The following is a 20,308-nucleotide window of genomic DNA, read 5'->3' as shown; positions in this document are numbered from 1 at the left end:
TCGCAGGCAGAGGCGCGTCAGGTGTCTTTCTGCTTGCGGGCCTTCTTGGCGCGCAGCATGTCGAACAGCTTGCGCGCGCGGTCGGGCTTGTTCTCCTGCTTGGTGCGGGCAACGGCCAGCGCGTCCGGTTCCACATCGCGGGTGACCACGGTGCCGGTCGCGGTCATCGCGCCGTCGCCCAGGGTGACCGGCGCCACCAGCATCGTGTTCGAGCCGATAAAGACATTGGCGCCGATGGTGGTGCGGTGCTTCATCACGCCGTCATAATTGCAGGTGATGGTCCCGGCACCGATATTGCTGTTCGCGCCGATGCTGGCATCGCCGATATAGGTCAGGTGGTTGACCTTGGCGCCCTCGCCGATCTCGGCATTCTTGATCTCGACGAAATTGCCGATGCGGGCATTCTCGGCCAGTTCGGCGCCGGGGCGCAGGCGGGCATAGGGGCCGACCACCGCGCCTTGGCTGACATGGCAGCCCTCGAGATGCGAGAAGGCGCGGATGGTGGCGCCGCTTTCCACCGTCACGCCGGGGCCGAACACCACGTTGGGCTCGATCACCGTGTCGCGTCCGATAACCGTATCGGCGGCCAGATAAACGGTGTCCGGCGCCATCAGCGTAACGCCCAGATCCAGTAACTCGGCCCGGGCGCGCTCCTGAAAGATGGCATCCGCCGCCGCCAGATCGGCGCGCGAGTTGACGCCCAGCGTCTGCGCCTCGTCACAGGCCACCGCGGTCACCGCCAGCCCCTGTTTGCGCGCGATCTCGACCACGTCGGTCAGGTAATACTCGCCCGAGGCATTGTCATTGCCCACCGCAGCGATGAGGCCGAACAGGGTTTCCGCGTTGCACGCCAGAAGGCCCGAGTTGCAGAAGCGGATCGCGCGCTCGGTTTCGGTGGCGTCCTTGAACTCGACGATCCGCTCCAGGCTGTCGCCCTGCATCACGAGGCGACCGTACCGGGCGGGGTCGGCGGCCTCGAACCCGAGGATGACCAGGTCGTGGGTCTTGCGGGCGGCCAGCATCCGCTCCAGCGTGTCGGGTTGCAGAAAGGGCGTGTCGCCATAGAGCACGACCACATCACCCGCGAACCCTTCGAGCGCGGCACGGGCCTGATCGACCGCGTGGGCGGTGCCCAGCTGCTCCTCTTGCAGGACAACCGTTGCGCCCTCGTCCTCGGCCAGAGCGGCGGCGCGCACGGCTTCGGCGCCATGACCGGCTACGATCACGGTGCGCTCAGGCTCCAGCACGGCGCCCGCGCGCATGGCATGAACCAGCATAGGGGCGTGGGCGATGGGGTGCAGAACCTTGGGAAGATCGGATTTCATCCGGGTTCCCTTGCCTGCGGCGAGAATGACCAATGCAGTGCTCATAATGCGTTTTCTCTTTAGTTTTCCTGGCGCCCGTTTTATCCGCTGGGACCACAGGCGCAAGCGATAGTGCGGGCGGGTAAAGATGGACAGGGCGGAGCACCGCCCGGAAAGGGGCGGTATGCGTACGGTGATCTTCGATCTGGACGGCACGCTGGCCGATACCTCGGGTGATCTGCTGGCCGCGGCCAATCACTGTTTTCGCGACATGGGGCTGGGCGATGTGCTGGTGCCGGGGCAGGATGCGGGTATCGCGCTCCGGGGTGGGCGGATGATGCTGACGCGCGGGTTGGAGCGCGCGGGCGTCTATGACGCGGCCACCGTTGACCGCTATTACCCGGTGCTGCTGGAGGCCTATCGCGCGGCGATCGACCATCACAGTTTCCTCTATCCCGGCGCGATGGAGGCGGTCGAGGACCTGCGCAGGCGGGGATATGGCGTCGGCATCTGCACCAACAAACCCGAGGCGCTGGCCGATCTGCTGTTGCAACGGCTGGGGGTGCGCGAGACCTTTGCGGCGCTGATCGGTGCCGATACGCTGCCGGTGCGCAAACCCGATCCCGAACCGCTGCGCGCCGCCGCGCGGGCGGCGGGGGGCGATCCGGCGGCCTGCGTTCTGGTGGGCGACAGCGATACCGACCGCAACACCGCGCGCGCCGCAGGTGTACCCTCGATCCTTGTGACCTTCGGCCCTTCGGGGGCCGATATGGCGGCGCTGGAACCCGAGGCACTGCTGGACCGGTTCGAGGACCTGCCGCAGGTGGTGAGCCGGCTGATCGGATAAAACCCGATTTGGCCTTTGCAAAACTGCATCTCGGCTCTTGACCACCTGTCGGGCGCCGCCTCAGATACCAGCCATGACAGAGATATTCTCGGGTAGTTTCACCCAGCAGGAACCCATTCCGGACGAGGCGATCGAGGCGGCACTGGCGGTGCTGCGTCATGGCCGGTTGCACCGGTACAATCTGGCCAAGGGCGAGTTGGGCGAGACCGCCCTGCTGGAGCAGGAATTCGCCGCCCAGACCGGCGCGCGCTATTGCCTGGCGGTGGCCTCGGGCGGCTATGCGCTGGCCACCGCGTTGCGCGCTGCGGGGGTGGGGCCCGGCGATGCGGTGCTGACCAATGCCTTTACGCTCGCGCCGGTGCCCGGCGCCATCGCCTCGGTGGGCGCGCGGCCCGTGTTTGTGGGCGTGACCGAGAGCCTGACCATCGACCTTGACGATCTGGCCGCCAAGGCAGGCGCGGCGCGGGTGCTGATGCTGAGCCACATGCGCGGGCATCTGTGCGACATGGACCGGCTGATGCAGATCTGCGACGATGCCGGGATCACCGTGATCGAGGATTGCGCCCATACGATGGGCGCGGCGTGGAACGGTGTGCCTTCGGGCCGGCAGGGCGCGGTCGGCTGCTATTCCTGCCAGACCTACAAGCACGTGAACTCGGGCGAGGGTGGTCTGCTGGTCACTGATGACGAAGAGATTGCGGCGCGGGCGGTGATGCTTTCGGGCTCTTATATGTTGTACGAGCGCCATCTGGCGGCGCCGGGGCCCGAGGTGTTCGAGCGCATCAAGTACCACACCCCCAATATCTCGGGCCGGATGGACAATCTGCGCGCCGCCATCCTGCGGCCGCAGTTGCGTGCGCTGGATGCGCAGGTGGCACGCTGGAACGAACGCTATCAGCGGATCGAGGCGGGGCTGCGCGGCACACCTGGCCTCACGGTGATCGAGCGGCCCGAGGCCGAGACCTATGTCGGCTCGTCCATCCAGTTCCTGCTGCTCGACTGGGCAGCGGACAAGGTGCAGGAGGTGCTGCACCGTTGCGCTGGCCGCGGGGTCGAGCTGAAATGGTTCGGCACGCCCGAGCCTGTGGGCTTTACTTCGCGCTATGACAGCTGGCGCTATGCCGAGAGTGCGCCGATGCCTGCCAGCGACCGGGTGCTGGCCGGGATCGTCGACATGCGGGTGCCGCTGACCTTCAGCCTCGAGGATTGCGACCTCATCGCGCGCATCATCCGGGCCGAGGTGGGGACGGTCCACCAGTCCTGACGTCGCGAAACGCCGCAAAGCCGTAAAGGCGCTGTCCCACAAGGGGCGGCGCCTTTGCTGTTCTACTTCATATGCAGGAATCGTTGACGGGTGGGGAAAACGCTGGTATCGGCTTTATTGAACAGTTGTTCATTAATGCGGAGAGGAGAGCGCGATGTTCGCAGCTACCATGCAATTCGATCTGGGCGAGGACGTGAACGCGCTGCGCGACATGGTGCATCGCTGGGCGCAGGAGCGGGTCCGCCCGATGGCCGCCGAGATCGACCAGACCAACGAGTTTCCCAACGAGCTGTGGCGCGAGATGGGCGAGCTGGGCCTGTTGGGTATCACCGTGCCCGAGGAGTTCGGCGGCGCGGGCATGTCGTACCTGGCGCATGTGGTCGCGGTCGAAGAGATCGCGCGCGCCAGCGCCTCGGTCAGCCTCAGCTATGGCGCGCATTCCAACCTCTGCGTCAACCAGATCAAGCTGAACGGCAATGACGAGCAAAAGCGCAAATACCTGCCGGGCCTGGTCTCGGGCGAGCATGTGGGCGCGCTGGCCATGTCCGAGGCGGGCGCTGGGTCGGACGTGGTGTCGATGAAGCTGCGCGCCGAAAAGCGCAACGACCACTACCGTCTGAACGGCAACAAGTACTGGATCACCAACGGCCCAGACGCCGATACGCTGGTGGTCTATGCCAAGACCGACCCCGAGGCCGGCAGCAAGGGCATCACCGCCTTTCTGATCGAAAAGTCGATGAAGGGGTTCTCGACCTCCAAGCATTTCGACAAGATGGGCATGCGCGGCTCGAACACCGCCGAGCTGGTGTTCGAGGATGTCGAAGTGCCGTTTGAAAACGTGCTGGGCCAGGAGGGGCGTGGCGTTGCCGTGCTGATGTCGGGTCTCGATTACGAACGCGTGGTGCTGGCTGGCATCGGCACCGGCATCATGGCCGCCTGTCTGGACGAGATCATGCCCTATATGGCCGAGCGCAAGCAGTTCGGCAAACCGATCGGCTCGTTCCAGTTGATGCAGGGCAAGATCGCCGACATGTACACGGCGATGAATTCGGCCCGTGCCTATATCTACGAGGTGGCCAAGGCCTGTGACCGGGGCGATGTGACCCGTCAGGACGCCGCTGCCTGCTGTCTCTATGCCAGCGAACAGGCAATGGTGCAGGCGCATCAGGCGGTGCAGGCCATGGGCGGCGCGGGCTTCCTGTCGGACAGCGCGGTCAGCCGCATCTTCCGCGATGCCAAGCTGATGGAGATCGGCGCCGGTACCTCGGAGATCCGCCGCATGCTGATCGGCCGCGAACTGATGAACACGGTGCTCTGAGAACACAAACGGCCCGCAAGCCGAGGGAACTTGCGGGCCGCCTGTCTTGCCGAGGAGGGATCAGAACCGATGCACGTACTGGACGCCGATCACCAGCGGGTCGATCTCGGCCGTGCCGATTGCGGCACCGTTCAGGGTGGCGTCGGTTTCGAGGTTGATCCAGCGTGCGTTCAGACGCAGCGCGCCCCGGTCGCTGATCTGATAATCGAGGCCCGCGTTGATCGCGACACCGAAACTGTCATCCAGTTTGAGCGTGCCCAGTGGCGAGCTTTCCTCGAAGAAGGTGGTGTAGTTCACACCAATACCCAGATAGGGCTTCCACGCCGAATTGGTCGGGAAGTGATAGTTCAGCGACAGGGTGGGCGGAAGGTGCTTGACGGTCCCGGCATAGCCGATACCGCTGATCGAGACGTCATGCTTGAAGGGCGTGGCTGCCAGCAACTCGATACCCAGATTGTCACGGATGAAGTATTCGACGGTAAAGATCCCCTGGGTGTTGTCGTCGACGGTGGCCGCGCCACCGGCCAGGGTGCCGTTGTTGGATTTGGGGTTCACATAGCCCACCCCGACACCTACGGTCCAATCGCCCTGAGATTGGGCCGCGAGTGGTCCGGCAAGGGTGACGAGAGCTGTGGAAAGCGCCAAGGCAGCAGCGATACGTGTCATGTGGGTACCTTTGTTTTAAGTGACGCTCCAATTTTGAGCACGGACATATGCAAATTCCCTGATCTGGATCAAGATACAGGCGAATTTCACCCCGTAACCAATTACGTTCATTTGAGAAGCACGTTTCAAAGCCCTTCTTTAGAAGGGATTTTGTGGGGTCGGTTCCTATGACATTCTCCGTGCGCATACCGGGTCTGCGCCCTGATGGCGGCTGGGACCTGCCCAAGCGTCTGAACATGGCGCGGCAATGCCTGTCGCAACCTGCCGACGCGCTGGCCATCATCGACCTGACCGGACCCGCGCGACGCGACATCACCCATGGTGATCTGACGGGCATGGTGCAGGGGCTGGCGCGGGCGCTGCTGCCGCGCGTGGCGCCGGGCGACCGGGTCGGCGTGCTGCTCAGCCAATCGCCCTGGTGCGCGGCGGCGCATCTGGCGCTCTGGCATATCGGTGCCATTTCGGTGCCGCTGTTTAAGCTGTTCCAGCAGGACGCGCTGCGCAGCCGTCTGGAGGATTCCGGCGCCCGTCTGGTGCTGACCGATGCCGAGGGCGCCGCCCTGCTGGGCGATCTGGCGACCCCGTTGATGGCGGCCGAGATCGGGCTGCCCGGCGAACCGGTGCCGCAGGCCGATACAAGGCCCGATGATCCGGCGGTGCTGATCTATACTTCGGGCACCACGGGCCGGGCCAAGGGCGCGGTGCATGGCCATCGGGTGCTGACCGGGCACCTGCCGGGCGTTTCGATCAGCCACAACCACCTGCGCCCGGGCGATTGCCTGTGGACGCCTGCCGACTGGGCCTGGATTGGCGGTCTCTTTGACGTGCTGATGCCGGGGCTGGCGCTGGGCATTCCGGTGGTGGCGGCGCGGCTGGACAAGTTCAGCGCAGGGGCCTGCGCCGATGTGATCACGCGGGGCGGGGTCAGGAACGTGTTCTTTCCGCCCACCGCGCTTCGCATGCTCAAGGCGGCGGATCAGGCACTTCCCGGCCTGCGCTCGGTCGCCTCGGGCGGCGAGCCCTTGGGGGCCGAGATGCTGGCCTGGGGTGAGCGTGCCTTTGGCCTGACGATCAACGAATTCTACGGCCAGACCGAATGCAACATGACCGTGTCTTCCTGCGCCGCTGATTTCCCGGTGCGTCCGGGTTGTATCGGCAAGCCGGTGCCGGGGCACGAGGTGGCGGTGATCGACGACACGGGCCAACCCACAACGGGCGAGGGCGATGTCGCCGTGCGGCGCGGTTCGGCCTCGATGCTGCTGGAATACTGGCGCAACCCGGCGGCCACCGCCGAGAAGTTCCGGGGCGATTGGCTGGTGACCGGCGACCGGGGCGTGTGGGAGGGCGACTACCTCCGCTTTGTCGGGCGCGAGGATGATGTGATCACCTCGGCCGGCTACCGCATCGGCCCGGCAGAGATCGAGGATTGTCTGCTGACCCACCCGTCCGTCGCGACCGTGGGCGTGGTGGGCAAGCCCGACCCGCTCAGGACCGAGATCGTCAAGGCCTATGTGGTGCTGAAACCGGGCGCCCGGGCCAGTGCCGAAGAGCTGCAAGCCTGGGTCAAGGACCGGCTTGCCCAATATTCATACCCGCGCGAGGTGGCGTTTCTGGAGGCGCTGCCGATGACGGTGACAGGCAAAGTGATCCGCAAGGAATTGAAGCGCCGCGCAGCGGCAGAACTGGAGGCCAATCCATGAAACTCACATCCAAGGCCATGCCCGCCTCCGAGGGCTTCAAGGCGAACCGCGCCGCGCATCTGGATGCGCTGGCGCAGATCGGGGCGGCGGCCGAGGCCGCGCGCCTGGGTGGCGGCGAGAAATCGCGGGCCCGCCACGAAAGCCGGGGCAAGATGCTGCCGCGCCGCCGGGTGGCCAACCTGCTCGACGCAGGCTCGCCCTTCCTCGAAATCGGCGCCACCGCCGCCCATGACATGTATGACAACGCGGCCCCTGCCGCCGGTGTCGTCGCGGGCATTGGCCGGGTCGAGGGGCAGGAGGTCATGGTCGTCTGCAACGACGCCACCGTAAAGGGCGGCACCTATTACCCGATGACGGTCAAGAAACACCTGCGCGCGCAGGAGATCGCCGAGGAAAACAACCTGCCCTGCATCTATCTGGTGGACAGTGGCGGCGCCAACCTGCCCAACCAGGACGAGGTGTTCCCGGATCGCGACCACTTTGGCCGCATCTTCTATAACCAGGCGCGGATGAGCGCCAAGGGCATCCCGCAGATCGCGGTTGTGATGGGTTCGTGTACCGCAGGCGGCGCATATGTTCCCGCGATGTCGGACGTCACCATCATCGTCAAGGAACAGGGCACCATCTTTCTCGCCGGCCCGCCACTGGTCAAGGCCGCGACGGGCGAGGTGGTCAGCGCCGAAGACCTCGGGGGCGGCGACGTGCACACGCGCCTGTCGGGCGTGGCCGATTATCTGGCCGAGGATGACGCCCACGCGCTGGCGCTGGCGCGGCGCGCCGTGCGCTCGCTCAACCGCCGCAAGCCGCTGACGGTGGACTGGGCCAGCCCCGAGGAACCGGCTTATGACCCCGAGGAGATCCTGGGCGTGGTGCCAGCCGATCTGAAAACCCCCTATGACATCCGCGAGGTGATCGCGCGGCTTGTCGACGGCTCACGCTTTGACGAGTTCAAGCCGCGCTTTGGCGAGACCATTGTCTGCGGCTTTGCCCATCTCAAGGGCTGCCCGATCGGTATCATCGCCAATAACGGCGTGATCTTCAGCGAGGCGGCGCAGAAGGCCGCGCATTTCGTGGAACTGTGCAGCCAGCGCAAGATCCCGCTGGTGTTCCTGCAGAACATCACCGGTTTCATGGTGGGCCGCAAATATGAAAACGAAGGCATCGCGCGCCACGGCGCCAAGATGGTGACGGCGGTCGCCACCACCAGCGTGCCCAAGATCACCATGCTGGTGGGCGGCTCGTTCGGGGCGGGCAACTATGGCATGGCGGGGCGGGCCTATCAGCCCCGCTTCCTGTGGACCTGGCCGAACAGCCGCATTTCGGTGATGGGCGGCGAGCAGGCGGCAGGTGTGCTCGCCACCGTCAAGCGCGACGGGATCGAACGGCAGGGCGGCAGCTGGTCGGCCGAGGAAGAGGCTGAATTCAAGCGCCCGACGCTGGAAATGTTCGAGCGCCAGTCGCATCCGCTCTATGCCAGTGCCCGGCTTTGGGATGACGGCATCATCGACCCGCGCAAATCCCGCGATGTGCTGGCGCTGTCGCTCAGCGCTGCGCTGAATGCCCCAATCGAGGATACGCGGTTCGGCGTGTTCCGGATGTGATCCTCGTTTCGCAGGAAATATTCCGGGGGCGCAGTAGCCGCACCATTGGGTCGATCCCAATGGCGACGGACATCGCCCCCGAACCGACCCTTGAGTCAAAAGGACCGACCCCATGTTCGACAAGATCCTGATTGCCAATCGCGGCGAGATCGCCTGCCGCGTGATGGAAACCGCGCAGCGCATGGGCGTCGCCTGTGTCGCGGTCTATTCCGATGCCGATGCCGGCGCCAAACATGTGGCGATGGCCGACGAGGCGGTGCATATCGGCGGCCCGGCCCCCGCCGACAGTTACCTCAAGGGCGATGTGATCATCGCTGCCGCGCTGGAAACCGGTGCGCAGGCCATTCATCCCGGCTATGGCTTCCTGTCAGAAAATCCCGATTTCGTGGACGCGGTGGAGGCGGCGGGGCTTACCTTCATCGGTCCCTCGGCCAGCGCGATCCGGGCGATGGGCCTGAAAGACGCCGCCAAGGCGCTTATGCACGAGGCGGGCGTGCCCGTGGTGCCCGGCTATCACGGCGACAACCAGGACCCCGAACATCTGGCGGGCGCCGCCGATACCATCGGCTATCCGGTGCTGATCAAGGCGGTCGCGGGCGGTGGCGGCAAGGGCATGCGCCTGGTCGAGCGTCCGCAGGATTTCGCCGCCGCGCTCGACAGCGCCCGGGGCGAGGCCAGAACCGCCTTTGGCAATGACGCGGTGCTGGTCGAGAAATTCGTGTCCAAGCCGCGCCATATCGAGGTGCAGGTATTCGGCGACGGCACCCATGCGGTGCATCTGTTCGAACGCGACTGCTCGCTGCAACGCCGCCACCAGAAGGTGATCGAGGAGGCGCCCGCGCCCGGCATGACCGAGGACATGCGCGCCGCGATGGGGCAGGCGGGCGTGCGCGCCGCCGAGGCCATCGGCTACAAGGGCGCGGGGACCGTGGAATTCATCGTCGACGCCTCCGACGGGCTGCGCGCCGACCGGTTCTGGTTCATGGAGATGAACACCCGCCTGCAGGTCGAACATCCGGTGACCGAGGCGATCACCGGCGTCGATCTGGTGGAATGGCAGCTGCGTGTCGCTGCGGGCGAGAGCCTGCCCGCCCGGCAGGAGGAGTTGAGCATCACCGGCCATGCCTTTGAGGCGCGGCTATATGCCGAGGATGTGCCCAAGGGCTTTCTGCCCGCCACCGGCACGCTCAGCCATCTGGCCTTTCCCGAAGGCTGCCGCGCCGATAGCGGCGTGCGCGCGGGCGACACCATCAGCCCCTGGTACGATCCGATGATCTCGAAGGTGATCGTGCACGGGCCCACCCGCGCGGTGGCGCTGTCACGGCTGGACCGGGCGCTGGCGGGGACGCAGGTGGGCGGCACCGTCACCAACCTGGCCTTTCTTGGTGCGCTGACCCGGCATGCGGGCTTTGCCGCTGGCGATGTGGATACGGGCCTGATCGGGCGCGATATCGACGCGCTGGTCGCGGCCCCCGCGCCCGAGCCGCGCCATGTGGCCGCCGCCGCCATGGCGGTGCTGGGCCTGGCCGTGGATCAGGCCGAGCAGGGCTTTACCCTCTGGGCGCCGCTGCACCGGGCGATCACGCTTGGCTGGCAGGGCGAGGAGATTGCCGTCGATGTGCAGGTCGAGGGACGTTACCGCCAGCTCTGGCAGATCGGCGCGGATCAGGTGGTGGCCGAACGGCGCGACGGGCGCTGGCGCATCGGCGGGCGGGCGATGCCCGATGTGTCGGTCGCGGGGGGCGTGGCCACCGTGTTCGACGGCTATGGCCTGCCCTTCGACATCATCGACCCGCTAGAGCGCGACAGCAGTGCCGGTGGTGATACAAACGTGGTGCTGGCGCCGATGCCGGGCCTGGTCAAGGCGGTCTTTGCCAGCGCCGGCCAGACGGTGAAGGAGGGTGACCGCCTCGCCATCCTGGAGGCGATGAAGATGGAACATTCGCTGCTGGCTGCCCGTGACGGGGTGGTGGCCGAGGTTCTGGCCGAGGCCGGCGCCCAGGTCGAGGCCGGTGCCGCGCTGGTGCGTCTGGAAGAGGAAGAGGCTTGACGCGCCGCCGCGGACATGCGGCGGTGGGGCAGGTGAACTGAGCGCAACGGGACAGGAGTGCGGCGATGGGCGATTGGGTCGAAATCTTCGAGATGGGGCCGCGCGACGGGCTTCAGAACGAGAAACGCGAGATTCCGGTGGCCGAGAAGGTGGCGCTGGTCGATTGCCTCAGCCGGGCCGGGTTCCGCCGGATCGAAGTGGCCAGCTTCGTCTCGCCCAAATGGGTGCCGCAGATGGCCGGGTCTGCCGAGGTGCTGGCCGGGATCGCCCGCGCCGAGGGGGTGCGCTATGCGGCGCTGACCCCGAACATGCACGGATATGAAGATGCGCTGGCGGCGCGTGCAGACGAGATTGCGGTCTTTGCCTCGGCATCCGAGGGCTTTTCCAAGGCCAATATCAACGCCACCATCGAAGAGAGCATCGCACGGTTCGAACCGATTCTCGAGGCCGCGCGCCATATCGACCTGCCGGTGCGGGGCTATGTGTCCTGCGTGACCGACTGCCCCTATGATGGCGCGGTGGCGCCCGAGAAGGTGGCCGAGGTGGCCGACCGGCTGTTCGCGTTGGGTTGTTACGAGATCTCGCTGGGCGACACGATCGGGCAGGCGACCCCGGACAAGATCGCGCGCATGCTGCTGGCGGTGCGCGAGCGGGTGCCGGTCTCGCGGCTGGCAGGGCATTACCACGACACGGCGGGACGGGCGCTGGCCAATATCGACGCCTCGCTGGCGCTGGGCGTGCGGGTTTTCGATGCTGCAGTGGGCGGCTTGGGCGGCTGCCCCTATGCGCCGGGCGCGGCGGGCAATGTGGCGACCGAGGCGGTCGCGGCGCATCTGGAGCGGCTGGGCTACCAGACCGGGCTCGACATGGATGTGATCGCCGAAGCGGCAGAGATGGCACGCGCCATGCGCACCGGGTGAGACCCGGAATTCTGCAAGAATTCCGGCCCGTTTTCCGTGCCGGAAAACGGTTCTGAAGGAGAGGTCATGTACGAAACCATCACCATCGACACCGACGCGCGCGGGGTCGCCACCCTGACGCTCGACCGGGCGGAGAAACACAATGCCATGTCGGCGCAGATGCTGGCCGATCTCAGCGCCGCCGCAGCGCAACTGGCCGCTGACGACGCGGTACGGGTCGTGGTGCTGACCGGCGCGGGCAAAAGCTTTTGCGCCGGTGGCGATCTGGGCTGGATGCAGGCGCAGATGGCCGCCGATGCCGAAACCCGCTTTGTCGAGGCGCGCAAGCTGGCCGAGATGCTGCAGTCGCTCAACAGCCTGCCCAAGCCGCTGATCGGCGCGGTGCAGGGCAATGCCTTTGGCGGCGGCGTCGGTATGGCCAGCGTCTGCGATATCGCGATCGGTGTCGACACGCTCAAGATGGGCCTGACCGAGACCCGGCTAGGCATCATCCCCGCCACCATCGGCCCTTATGTCATCGCCCGCATGGGCGAGGCGCGCGCGCGCCGCGTCTTCATGTCGGGGCGCCTGTTCGGGGCCGCCGAAGCGGTGGAACTGGGTCTGCTCGCCCGCGCGGTGCCTGCCGAAAATCTTGCCGCCGCGATCGAGGCCGAGGTCACGCCTTATCTGGCCTGCGCGCCCGGCGCCGTCGCCTCGGCCAAGGCGCTGATCCGCGATCTGGGACCGCGCGTCGACGATGCCGTCATCGACCGCACCATCCGGGCGCTGGTCGACCGCTGGGAGACCGACGAGGCCCGCGAGGGAATCGGCGCCTTTTTCGACAAGCGCAAACCTGCATGGAACACTTAGGTTTGATCTCCTGTCGATCACCAGTGCCTGACCGAAAATATGCCTGAAAACCGATACCTGCTGCGTCGAAATATGCGCGGCAGGACGCGTTCGTTCAGTTGACCCTCTGAGCGGGCACGGGTAGAGAAGGTCCAGTCAACACGCCAATTGACGGCGCGTCCCCGACCGGGCGCGCAGGAAAGGAGCCACTCGTGGAAGAGCTGTTGCGGGAATACCTCCCGATCCTGGTGTTTCTGGCCGTCGCCGCTGGCCTTGGACTTGTCCTGATTCTCGCCGCCGTCGTGCTGGCGGTCCGCAATCCCGATCCCGAAAAGGTCAGCGCCTATGAATGCGGCTTCAACGCATTCGATGACGCGCGGATGAAATTCGATGTCCGGTTCTATCTGGTGTCGATCCTGTTCATCATCTTCGACCTGGAAATCGCCTTCCTGTTTCCCTGGGCCGTCGGCTTCAAGGACATGAGCGATGTGGGCTTCTGGTCGATGATGGTGTTCCTGGGCGTGCTGACCATCGGCTTTGCCTATGAATGGAAGAAAGGGGCGCTGGAATGGCAGTGATGACGGGTGCCAACACCGCGGGCGTCGACAAGGAAGTCGCCACCCAGGCCCTGAACGCCGAGTTGCAGGACAAGGGTTTCCTGCTGACCTCGACCGAGGACATCATCAATTGGGCGCGCACCGGGTCGCTGCACTGGATGACCTTTGGTCTGGCCTGCTGCGCGGTCGAGATGATGCATACCTCGATGCCGCGCTATGACGCCGAACGGTTCGGCATCGCGCCGCGTGCGTCGCCGCGCCAGTCGGACGTAATGATCGTAGCCGGCACGCTGACCAACAAGATGGCGCCCGCGCTGCGCAAGGTCTATGACCAGATGCCCGAGCCGCGCTACGTGATCTCGATGGGCTCCTGCGCGAATGGCGGTGGCTATTATCATTACAGCTATTCCGTGGTGCGTGGCTGCGACCGGATCGTGCCGGTGGATATCTACGTGCCGGGCTGCCCGCCGACCGCCGAGGCGCTGCTGTACGGTCTGTTGCAGCTGCAACGCAAGATCCGCCGCACCGGCACCATCGTGCGCTGAGGAGAGAGCCAAATGAGCGACGCACTCAGAGAACTGGGCACCCATCTGGAGCTGAAACGCGCCGACTGCATCCTGTCCTGGGATGTGACCTATGACGAGTTGAACGTCGATGTGGCGCCGTCGAACCTGGTCGATTTCGTGGATTTCCTGCGCTCGGACAGCAGCTGCCGCTTCTCGACGCTGGTCGATATCACCGCCGTGGACTATCCCGAACGGGCCAAGCGTTTCGACGTGGTCTATCACTTCCTCAGCATGTACCAGAACCAGCGCATCCGCCTGCGAGTCTCGATCCGCGAAGAGGATATGGTGCCTTCGATCACCGGTGTGCATCCCTCGGCCAACTGGTTCGAGCGCGAGGTGTTCGACATGTTCGGCATCCTGTTCACCGGCCACCCGGACCTGCGTCGCATCCTGACGGATTACGGGTTCCGGGGCTATCCGCTGCGCAAGGATTTCCCAACCACCGGCTATACCGAGGTCCGCTATGACGAGGCGGAAAAGCGGGTTGTCTATGAACCCGTGAGCTTGGTGCAGGAATATCGGCAGTTCGATTTCATGTCCCCGTGGGAAGGCGCCGATTACATCCTTCCGGGAGACGAGAAGAAAGAGGGCTAAGCCATGGAGTTCCTGATCTGGATTGCATTGGCGGTCGCGACGATCATCCCGATGATCAAGCTGCTGCCGCATTTCGGGATCAACCGGAACTGGGCCTTTGCCTGCGTGATCTCACCGGTGGTCATCGTGCTGCTTTGGATCATGGCCATGAAGCTGCAAGAGATGGAGCGCCGCTGACATGCTGACGATCCTGGGGGAACTGGCCGCGCTGGCGGCGCTGGGACTGGCCCTGGCGGGTGCTGCGGCCAAGGCGGCGCAGGCAAAACGGGCCCGCGTGCGGGCCACGGCAAAACGGAATTCGCGGGCGCGTCGCTGACGCCCGCATGGGCCGCGCCCGATGGGGCCGGTACGACACGACAAGCCGGGCAGGGCGCCCGGACAGGAGAGACAGATGATGGATGGCGGCAAGGGCTTCGAGGACGCGCTGACAGGCGAGCAGAAGATCCGCAACTTCAACATCAACTTCGGCCCCCAGCACCCGGCGGCGCATGGCGTGCTGCGGATGGTGCTGGAACTGGACGGCGAGATCGTCGAACGTTGCGATCCGCATATCGGCCTTTTGCATCGCGGCACCGAAAAGCTGATGGAAAGCCGCACCTACCTGCAAAACCTGCCCTATTTCGACCGGCTCGACTATGTGGCGCCGATGAACCAGGAACATGCCTGGTGTCTTGCCATTGAAAAGCTGACGGGTGTCGAGGTGCCGCGTCGCGCCAGCCTGATCCGGGTGCTGTATTCCGAGATCGGCCGTATCCTGAACCACCTGTTGAACGTGACCACCCAGGCGATGGACGTGGGCGCGCTGACGCCACCGCTTTGGGGGTTCGAAGAGCGCGAAAAACTGATGATCTTTTACGAGCGGGCCTGCGGCGCGCGCCTGCACGCGGCCTATTTCCGGCCCGGCGGCGTGCATCAGGACCTGCCCGATGCGCTGTTGGACGATATCGAGGCGTGGAGCCATACCTTCCCCAAGGTGCTCGACGATATTGACGGGCTGTTGACCGAGAACCGTATCTTCAAGCAGCGCAACTGCGATATCGGCGTGGTGAACGAGGAAGAGATCCTGCAATACGGATTCTCGGGCGTGATGGTGCGCGGCTCGGGCCTGGCCTGGGATTTGCGCCGTGCACAACCCTATGAATGCTATGACGAATTCGAATTCCAGGTGCCGGTGGGCAAGAACGGCGACTGTTACGACCGTTACCTCTGCCGGATGGAAGAGATGCGCCAGTCGATCTCGATCATCCGACAGGCCATTGCCAAGCTGCGCGACTGCCCCGGCGACGTGCTGGCGCGGGGCAAGCTGACGCCGCCGAAACGCGGTGACATGAAGACCTCGATGGAAAGCCTGATCCATCACTTCAAGCTTTACACCGAAGGGTTCCACGTGCCCGCAGGCGAGGTCTATGCCGCCGTCGAGGCGCCCAAGGGCGAGTTTGGCGTCTATCTGGTGGCCGATGGCACCAACAAACCCTATCGCTCCAAGATCCGGGCACCGGGCTATCTGCATCTTCAGGCGATGGACCATGTCGCCAAGGGCCACCAGCTGGCTGACGTCGCCGCCATCATCGGCACGATGGACGTTGTGTTCGGGGAGATCGACAGATGAGCCCGATGCGATCCACTTTGATCGGAATGGGGGTGCTGGCTGCGCTGGCCGCCTGTGACGTGGCGCCCACGGGCGAGGGCAGCACGGGCGTGATCACCGGCGAGATGCGCGACGATTATCTGGACGCTGTGGCGAGCGTCGGCTGCGTGCTGCGGGACGAACGCCAATATGGCGCGGTCGATTTTCAGGCCGGTCTGAGCCGCGAGCAGACGCTGGCGATCACCGCGAATTATCTGTCGAGAGGCAAGGCGGAACGGGTGGGGGATGGTAACTCCATCCGGATCAACACCGGGCCCTGTGCCGCGTAACGGGAATTAGAAGGACAAGAACACAATGCTACGCCGTCTGTATCCCGAACAGCCCGACAGTTTTGCCTTTACGCCCGCCAATCAGGCCTGGGCCGAGGCGCAGGTTACCAAGTTTCCCGAAGGCCGCCAGGCCAGCGCGGTTATTCCGCTGCTCTGGCGCGCGCAAGAGCAGGAGGGCTGGCTGACCCGGCCCGCCATCGAAGCCGTCGCCGACATGCTGGGCATGGCCTATATCCGGGTTCTGGAAGTGGCCTCGTTCTACTTCATGTTCCAGCTGCAACCGGTTGGAACCGTGGCACATATCCAGATTTGCGGCACCACCTCCTGCATGATCTGCGGCGCCGAGGACCTGATCGCGGTCTGCAAGGAAAAGATCGCCGACAAACCGCATACCCTGTCCGCCGATGGCAAGTTCAGCTGGGAAGAGGTGGAATGTCTCGGTTCCTGCACCAATGCGCCCATGGCGCAGATCGGTAAGGATTATTACGAGGATCTGACCGCCAAGCGGTTCGGCGAGCTTCTGGACGAGCTGGCCGCTGGCAAGGTGCCGGTTCCGGGTCCGCAGAATGGGCGTTACGCGTCCGAGCCTCTCAAGGGGCTGACAAGCCTCACCGACTATGACAGCGGCAAGACCCGCTATAATGCCAGCGTGCAACTGGCCACCGATATCGGTGACACCGTCAAGCGGATCGACGGCACCGAGGTACCGCTGCTGACGCCCTGGATCGGCAAGGACGGCACGGTAGCCAGTCGCGCGGGCAAGGTCAGCCCGCCGCCCGCACCCGCCGCGCCGAAACCGGCGGTCAAGCAGACCCCCAAGGCCGAGGCGGAACCCGCGCCCAAGCCCAAAGCGGAGCCGGTCGTGAAACCCTCGACCGCACTGCCGGGGCAGGAGGCTCTGGCCAGCCGCAAGGGCACATGGCGCTATGAGGCCGAGGGTGCCGATACCACGGCCGATGAGGCGGGCGAGGAACAGCCGCTGACCCTGAGCGCGGCACGCGAAGGTGGGGCCGACGACCTCAAGCTGCTCAAGGGCGTGGGGCCCAAGCTCGAAGGTCTGCTCAACGAGCTGGGATTCTATCATTTCGACCAGATTGCCGCCTGGACCCCGGCTCAGGTTGCCTGGGTCGATGCGCGGCTGAAGTTCAAGGGCCGGATCGAACGGGACGGCTGGATCGATCAGGCCCGCCAACTGGCGGCGGGCGAGGAAACGGAATTTGCCAAACGGGCGAAGAAGGACGGAATTTACGACGAATAACTGATAACAGGGAGACCACATCATGACGACCTCAACGGACAAATCGGCAGACACGGCGCGTGTCTGGAAACGGGCGGCCTATGGCGGGCTCGTGGTCGCGGGTGTGATCCTGGTATTCGGTCAGACAAGCTTCATGACAGCTGTTGTCGCCGGACTGATGGCCTTTGCCGCGGGCGGCTACCTGGGGGGCAGAATGTCCGCGGCCGCGCAACAGGCCGAGGCGCGGGGCAATCTGGCCGAGGACATTCGTGCCGATGTCGCCCAGAGTGCGCCGGCGCCGATGGCGGAACCTGAGGTGGTCAACGTCGTGGCAGAGCCCGAGCCGGTCGAGGCCATGGCAGAGCCCGAGCCGGTCGCGACCGTGGCAGAAGAAGAGATGAAATTGGTTCAGCCTTCCAAGGCCTTGCCGGGCGAAGCTGAACTTGCCGCGCGCAAGGGCACGTGGCGATACGAAGGAAACAGTGCCACGGCATGATCCGTGGCGCGCACTGGTAACATGGACGATAAACTGGAACAGGACATTGCCCGCAAGGGCCGCCATATCGCCTTGGTCATCGCCGTGACCATGGTGCTGTGGCTTGTCCTGTCGATGTTCATCGGTCCGGCGCTTGGGCTGCCGGGCCGGTACGCGCTGCTGATCGATTTCGCAGCACTTGCCGGTTTCATCTATGCGGTGATCAACATTTTTCAACTCTGGCGCCTGCGTCAGGATAGCCAAAGGTAGGCAGGAAGCATGCTGAAGGATCAGGACCGGATCTTTACCAATCTCTACGGGATGCACGACCGCACGCTGAAAGGCGCGATGGCACGCGGCCATTGGGACGGAACCGCCGGCATCATCGCCAAGGGGCGGGACTGGATCATCCAGCAGATGAAGGATAGCGGGCTGCGCGGGCGCGGCGGCGCGGGCTTTCCCACCGGTCTGAAATGGTCCTTCATGCCGAAGGAAAGCGATGGCCGCCCGTCCTATCTGGTGGTCAATGCCGACGAATCCGAGCCGGGCACCTGCAAGGACCGCGAGATCATGCGTCACGATCCGCACACGCTGATCGAGGGTTGCCTGATCGCCAGTTTCGCGATGAACGCAAACGCCTGCTATATCTACATTCGCGGCGAATACATCCGCGAGCGCGAGGCGCTGCAGGCCGCGATTGACGAGGCCTATGACGCGGGCCTGTTGGGCAAGAATGCCGCCAAGTCGGGCTGGGACTTCGACCTCTATCTGCATCACGGTGCGGGCGCCTATATCTGCGGCGAGGAAACGGCGCTGATCGAAAGCCTCGAAGGCAAGAAGGGCATGCCCCGGATGAAGCCGCCGTTCCCGGCGGGTGCGGGGCTTTATGGCTGCCCGACCACGGTCAACAACGTCGAATCCATCGCGGTGGTGCCCACGATCCTGCGGCGCGGACCGGAATGGTTTGCAGGCTTTGGCCGCCAGAACAACGCAGGCACCAAGCTGTTTGCCATCTCGGGCCATGTGAACAACCCCTGCGTGGTCGAAGAGGCGATGTCGATCTCGTTCCAGGAACTGATCGAGACCCATTGCGGCGGCATTCGCGGCGGCTGGGACAACCTGCTGGCCGTGATCCCGGGTGGCTCCTCGGTTCCCTGCGTGCGCGGGGAAAAGATGAAGGACGCGATCATGGATTTCGATTACCTGCGCGGCGAACTGGGCTCGGGCCTGGGGACCGCGGCGGTGATCGTGATGGACAAATCCACCGATATCGTGAAAGCGATCTGGCGCCTCAGCAAGTTCTACAAGCATGAGAGCTGCGGCCAGTGCACGCCTTGTCGCGAAGGCACCGGCTGGATGATGCGGGTGATGGATCGTCTGGTGCGCGGCGAGGCGGAACTAGAAGAGATCGACATGCTCTGGGACGTGACCAAGCAGGTCGAGGGCCACACCATCTGTGCCCTGGGTGACGCGGCAGCCTGGCCGATCCAGGGCCTGATCCGCAACTTCCGCGAAGAGATCGAGGATCGCATCAAGGCGCAGAAATCGGGCCGCATGGGCGCGATGGCGGCGGAGTGAACGCGATGAGCAAACCCACTGCCTCTCGTTTCTCTCAAAGGGCCGCGCTGGCCCTTTTGATCGGTGCTGTCGCCGTGACGGCGGCCTGCAACAGAACCAAACGCGAAAATCGGCTGCTGTTCGGCGGGCATTACTTTCCGGTCAAGGCCAAGCCGGTCGACAAGAAGGCGACGCTGTCGGTGTTCACGGTGACGGTGGACAAGGTCAGCCAATCCTTTGACGACGCACGCGAGGCGGGGCGGCATGGCGGTATCTCCTACTGCATCGCCAATTACGGCAACTCCAGGATAGACTGGCAGGTCGGCCCCGACAGCGACCCCGCGCAACTGCGGATCGAGGGCGACAAGATGACCTTTCAAGGCACCTGTCAGCGGCCATGAGCGGACGGTCGGCATATCCCTGCCGGTCGGGCGCGCTGTTATTGCATAACAGGCCCGGCATGCATCGGTCTGGTTCTTCCAGACCGAAAGGACATGCCATGATCAAATCCATCCTGACTGCCGCCGCCAGCCTGGCCATTGCGGCCTCGGCCGCCGCGGCCAAGCCGCCGCTGCGCGAGGTGCCCGAGATTGCCGACGGCATCTTTACCATCGTGGTGGCAAACGAAATCCGCAAGAATTGCGACGATATAGACGGGCGCCTGTTCAAGGGGATCGGCGAGATCCGCCGCCTGCGCGCCCGTGCCAACGAATTGGGCTATTCCGACAGCGAGATCCGCGCCGTTCTTGACAGCGACGTCGAAAAGGAACGGTTCCGCGACCGTGGCCGCAAGTACATGGCCGAACTGGGCCTCAACTATGACAAGCCGGGCGACCTGTGCCGACTGGGCCGGCTGGAAATTTCGAACAACAGCGCAATCGGCGCGCTACTGAGGGCGAATTAGATC

At 64.8% G+C, this 20,308-nt stretch carries 23 protein-coding genes; 21 read left to right on the top strand and 2 right to left on the bottom strand.

Annotation, left to right across the window (positions count from 1 at the left end; translation table 11 throughout):
• Nucleotides 1-17: 17 nt before the first annotated feature.
• A complete protein-coding gene (gene glmU, locus AC2FNA_RS03710) occupies nucleotides 18-1,370 on the bottom strand; it encodes a bifunctional UDP-N-acetylglucosamine diphosphorylase/glucosamine-1-phosphate N-acetyltransferase GlmU (protein WP_234169429.1) in 1,353 nt (450 codons plus the stop codon).
• 118 nt (nucleotides 1,371-1,488) lie between these two features.
• Between glmU and AC2FNA_RS03705 the strand changes: the two genes are divergently transcribed.
• The 3 genes from AC2FNA_RS03705 (at nucleotide 1,489) to AC2FNA_RS03695 (ending at nucleotide 4,733) form a co-directional block, all read left to right on the top strand.
• Nucleotides 1,489-2,151 (top strand): HAD-IA family hydrolase, encoded by a 663-nt coding sequence (locus AC2FNA_RS03705; RefSeq protein ID WP_496824548.1) that lies wholly within the window; start codon nucleotides 1,489-1,491, stop codon nucleotides 2,149-2,151.
• 73 nt (nucleotides 2,152-2,224) lie between these two features.
• Nucleotides 2,225-3,415 (top strand): DegT/DnrJ/EryC1/StrS family aminotransferase, encoded by a 1,191-nt coding sequence (locus tag AC2FNA_RS03700; protein WP_496824546.1) that lies wholly within the window; start codon nucleotides 2,225-2,227, stop codon nucleotides 3,413-3,415.
• Between the two features lie 154 nt (nucleotides 3,416-3,569).
• A complete protein-coding gene (locus AC2FNA_RS03695) occupies nucleotides 3,570-4,733 on the top strand; it encodes an isovaleryl-CoA dehydrogenase (RefSeq protein ID WP_496824544.1) in 1,164 nt (387 codons plus the stop codon).
• A 60-nt stretch (nucleotides 4,734-4,793) separates the two neighbouring features.
• Here AC2FNA_RS03695 and AC2FNA_RS03690 read toward each other — a convergent pair whose 3' ends face one another.
• Complete coding sequence (locus tag AC2FNA_RS03690; RefSeq protein ID WP_496824543.1) at nucleotides 4,794-5,399, bottom strand: OmpW/AlkL family protein; 606 nt, start codon at nucleotides 5,397-5,399, stop codon at nucleotides 4,794-4,796.
• Nucleotides 5,400-5,566: 167 nt separating this feature from the next.
• Here AC2FNA_RS03690 and AC2FNA_RS03685 point away from each other — a divergent pair, with 167 nt between their 5' ends.
• The 18 genes from AC2FNA_RS03685 to AC2FNA_RS03600 all read left to right on the top strand — a co-directional run bounded on the left by AC2FNA_RS03685 (nucleotide 5,567) and on the right by AC2FNA_RS03600 (nucleotide 20,305).
• On the top strand, nucleotides 5,567-7,099 hold the full coding sequence (locus AC2FNA_RS03685) for an AMP-binding protein (RefSeq protein ID WP_496824541.1): 1,533 nt from the start codon (nucleotides 5,567-5,569) through the stop codon (nucleotides 7,097-7,099).
• The gene (locus AC2FNA_RS03680) at nucleotides 7,096-8,700 is read left to right on the top strand and encodes a carboxyl transferase domain-containing protein (protein WP_234183176.1); all 1,605 of its coding nucleotides are present in this window, start codon (nucleotides 7,096-7,098) and stop codon (nucleotides 8,698-8,700) included. The genes AC2FNA_RS03685 and AC2FNA_RS03680 overlap by 4 nt, the downstream gene beginning before the upstream one ends.
• Before the next feature lie 112 nt (nucleotides 8,701-8,812).
• Complete coding sequence (locus tag AC2FNA_RS03675) at nucleotides 8,813-10,750, top strand: acetyl/propionyl/methylcrotonyl-CoA carboxylase subunit alpha (RefSeq protein WP_496824539.1); 1,938 nt, start codon at nucleotides 8,813-8,815, stop codon at nucleotides 10,748-10,750.
• 65 nt (nucleotides 10,751-10,815) lie between these two features.
• Nucleotides 10,816-11,670, top strand: a complete 855-nt coding sequence (locus tag AC2FNA_RS03670) for a hydroxymethylglutaryl-CoA lyase (protein WP_496824537.1) — start codon at nucleotides 10,816-10,818, stop codon at nucleotides 11,668-11,670.
• Nucleotides 11,671-11,736: 66 nt separating this feature from the next.
• On the top strand, nucleotides 11,737-12,519 hold the full coding sequence (locus AC2FNA_RS03665; RefSeq protein WP_496824535.1) for a crotonase/enoyl-CoA hydratase family protein: 783 nt from the start codon (nucleotides 11,737-11,739) through the stop codon (nucleotides 12,517-12,519).
• A gap of 191 nt (nucleotides 12,520-12,710) precedes the next feature.
• Nucleotides 12,711-13,076, top strand: a complete 366-nt coding sequence (locus tag AC2FNA_RS03660) for an NADH-quinone oxidoreductase subunit A (RefSeq protein ID WP_011048485.1) — start codon at nucleotides 12,711-12,713, stop codon at nucleotides 13,074-13,076.
• Nucleotides 13,067-13,600 carry a NuoB/complex I 20 kDa subunit family protein gene (locus AC2FNA_RS03655; RefSeq protein ID WP_030003237.1) on the top strand — a complete coding sequence of 178 codons (534 nt, stop codon included), beginning with the start codon at nucleotides 13,067-13,069 and terminating at the stop codon, nucleotides 13,598-13,600. Before AC2FNA_RS03660 ends, AC2FNA_RS03655 begins: the two co-directional genes overlap by 10 nt.
• A gap of 12 nt (nucleotides 13,601-13,612) precedes the next feature.
• Nucleotides 13,613-14,215, top strand: coding sequence for an NADH-quinone oxidoreductase subunit C (locus tag AC2FNA_RS03650; RefSeq protein ID WP_496824533.1), 603 nt, complete (start codon nucleotides 13,613-13,615; stop codon nucleotides 14,213-14,215).
• A gap of 3 nt (nucleotides 14,216-14,218) precedes the next feature.
• Nucleotides 14,219-14,392: a hypothetical protein gene (locus tag AC2FNA_RS03645; protein ID WP_496824532.1), complete on the top strand. Its 174-nt coding sequence runs from the start codon at nucleotides 14,219-14,221 to the stop codon at nucleotides 14,390-14,392.
• 1 nt (nucleotide 14,393) lies between these two features.
• Complete coding sequence (locus AC2FNA_RS03640; protein ID WP_496824530.1) at nucleotides 14,394-14,531, top strand: hypothetical protein; 138 nt, start codon at nucleotides 14,394-14,396, stop codon at nucleotides 14,529-14,531.
• A gap of 78 nt (nucleotides 14,532-14,609) precedes the next feature.
• Nucleotides 14,610-15,824 carry an NADH-quinone oxidoreductase subunit D gene (locus AC2FNA_RS03635; RefSeq protein ID WP_234139054.1) on the top strand — a complete coding sequence of 405 codons (1,215 nt, stop codon included), beginning with the start codon at nucleotides 14,610-14,612 and terminating at the stop codon, nucleotides 15,822-15,824.
• Complete coding sequence (locus AC2FNA_RS03630) at nucleotides 15,821-16,132, top strand: hypothetical protein (protein ID WP_496824528.1); 312 nt, start codon at nucleotides 15,821-15,823, stop codon at nucleotides 16,130-16,132. The genes AC2FNA_RS03635 and AC2FNA_RS03630 overlap by 4 nt, the downstream gene beginning before the upstream one ends.
• Nucleotides 16,133-16,157: 25 nt before the next feature.
• Nucleotides 16,158-17,390 carry an NADH-quinone oxidoreductase subunit E gene (locus AC2FNA_RS03625; protein WP_496824527.1) on the top strand — a complete coding sequence of 411 codons (1,233 nt, stop codon included), beginning with the start codon at nucleotides 16,158-16,160 and terminating at the stop codon, nucleotides 17,388-17,390.
• Between the two features lie 22 nt (nucleotides 17,391-17,412).
• Nucleotides 17,413-17,865, top strand: a complete 453-nt coding sequence (locus AC2FNA_RS03620; protein ID WP_496824526.1) for a hypothetical protein — start codon at nucleotides 17,413-17,415, stop codon at nucleotides 17,863-17,865.
• 21 nt (nucleotides 17,866-17,886) lie between these two features.
• Complete coding sequence (locus tag AC2FNA_RS03615) at nucleotides 17,887-18,114, top strand: DUF5337 domain-containing protein (protein ID WP_496824524.1); 228 nt, start codon at nucleotides 17,887-17,889, stop codon at nucleotides 18,112-18,114.
• A 9-nt stretch (nucleotides 18,115-18,123) separates the two neighbouring features.
• On the top strand, nucleotides 18,124-19,422 hold the full coding sequence (gene nuoF / locus AC2FNA_RS03610) for an NADH-quinone oxidoreductase subunit NuoF (protein ID WP_234138972.1): 1,299 nt from the start codon (nucleotides 18,124-18,126) through the stop codon (nucleotides 19,420-19,422).
• Nucleotides 19,423-19,427: 5 nt separating this feature from the next.
• Nucleotides 19,428-19,802, top strand: a complete 375-nt coding sequence (locus tag AC2FNA_RS03605; RefSeq protein ID WP_496824522.1) for a hypothetical protein — start codon at nucleotides 19,428-19,430, stop codon at nucleotides 19,800-19,802.
• 98 nt (nucleotides 19,803-19,900) lie between these two features.
• A complete protein-coding gene (locus tag AC2FNA_RS03600; RefSeq protein ID WP_496824520.1) occupies nucleotides 19,901-20,305 on the top strand; it encodes a DUF5333 domain-containing protein in 405 nt (134 codons plus the stop codon).
• The last annotated feature ends 3 nt before the right edge of the window (nucleotides 20,306-20,308 follow it).

This window comes from Ruegeria sp. YKSD163 (assembly GCF_059612905.1).
The sequence above is the reverse complement of the archived record's forward strand: the minus strand, read 5'-3'. Positions and strand labels throughout refer to the sequence as shown.

What these genes read in the sequence shown, in the direction of transcription:
- AC2FNA_RS03620 (WP_496824526.1), top strand. Translation starts at nt 17,413, where the DNA reads ATGACGACCTCAACGGACAAATCGGCAGACACGGCGCGTGTCTGGAAA.
- AC2FNA_RS03645 (WP_496824532.1), top strand. Translation starts at nt 14,219, where the DNA reads ATGGAGTTCCTGATCTGGATTGCATTGGCGGTCGCGACGATCATCCCG.
- AC2FNA_RS03685 (WP_496824541.1), top strand. Translation starts at nt 5,567, where the DNA reads ATGACATTCTCCGTGCGCATACCGGGTCTGCGCCCTGATGGCGGCTGG.
- AC2FNA_RS03635 (WP_234139054.1), top strand. Translation starts at nt 14,610, where the DNA reads ATGGATGGCGGCAAGGGCTTCGAGGACGCGCTGACAGGCGAGCAGAAG.
- AC2FNA_RS03680 (WP_234183176.1), top strand. Translation starts at nt 7,096, where the DNA reads ATGAAACTCACATCCAAGGCCATGCCCGCCTCCGAGGGCTTCAAGGCG.
- AC2FNA_RS03700 (WP_496824546.1), top strand. Translation starts at nt 2,225, where the DNA reads ATGACAGAGATATTCTCGGGTAGTTTCACCCAGCAGGAACCCATTCCG.
- AC2FNA_RS03665 (WP_496824535.1), top strand. Translation starts at nt 11,737, where the DNA reads ATGTACGAAACCATCACCATCGACACCGACGCGCGCGGGGTCGCCACC.
- AC2FNA_RS03650 (WP_496824533.1), top strand. Translation starts at nt 13,613, where the DNA reads ATGAGCGACGCACTCAGAGAACTGGGCACCCATCTGGAGCTGAAACGC.
- AC2FNA_RS03630 (WP_496824528.1), top strand. Translation starts at nt 15,821, where the DNA reads ATGAGCCCGATGCGATCCACTTTGATCGGAATGGGGGTGCTGGCTGCG.
- glmU (WP_234169429.1), bottom strand. Translation starts at nt 1,370, where the DNA reads ATGAGCACTGCATTGGTCATTCTCGCCGCAGGCAAGGGAACCCGGATG.
- AC2FNA_RS03640 (WP_496824530.1), top strand. Translation starts at nt 14,394, where the DNA reads ATGCTGACGATCCTGGGGGAACTGGCCGCGCTGGCGGCGCTGGGACTG.
- AC2FNA_RS03605 (WP_496824522.1), top strand. Translation starts at nt 19,428, where the DNA reads ATGAGCAAACCCACTGCCTCTCGTTTCTCTCAAAGGGCCGCGCTGGCC.
- AC2FNA_RS03655 (WP_030003237.1), top strand. Translation starts at nt 13,067, where the DNA reads ATGGCAGTGATGACGGGTGCCAACACCGCGGGCGTCGACAAGGAAGTC.
- AC2FNA_RS03695 (WP_496824544.1), top strand. Translation starts at nt 3,570, where the DNA reads ATGTTCGCAGCTACCATGCAATTCGATCTGGGCGAGGACGTGAACGCG.
- AC2FNA_RS03600 (WP_496824520.1), top strand. Translation starts at nt 19,901, where the DNA reads ATGATCAAATCCATCCTGACTGCCGCCGCCAGCCTGGCCATTGCGGCC.
- AC2FNA_RS03675 (WP_496824539.1), top strand. Translation starts at nt 8,813, where the DNA reads ATGTTCGACAAGATCCTGATTGCCAATCGCGGCGAGATCGCCTGCCGC.
- AC2FNA_RS03625 (WP_496824527.1), top strand. Translation starts at nt 16,158, where the DNA reads ATGCTACGCCGTCTGTATCCCGAACAGCCCGACAGTTTTGCCTTTACG.
- AC2FNA_RS03690 (WP_496824543.1), bottom strand. Translation starts at nt 5,399, where the DNA reads ATGACACGTATCGCTGCTGCCTTGGCGCTTTCCACAGCTCTCGTCACC.
- AC2FNA_RS03615 (WP_496824524.1), top strand. Translation starts at nt 17,887, where the DNA reads ATGGACGATAAACTGGAACAGGACATTGCCCGCAAGGGCCGCCATATC.
- AC2FNA_RS03705 (WP_496824548.1), top strand. Translation starts at nt 1,489, where the DNA reads ATGCGTACGGTGATCTTCGATCTGGACGGCACGCTGGCCGATACCTCG.
- nuoF (WP_234138972.1), top strand. Translation starts at nt 18,124, where the DNA reads ATGCTGAAGGATCAGGACCGGATCTTTACCAATCTCTACGGGATGCAC.
- AC2FNA_RS03670 (WP_496824537.1), top strand. Translation starts at nt 10,816, where the DNA reads ATGGGCGATTGGGTCGAAATCTTCGAGATGGGGCCGCGCGACGGGCTT.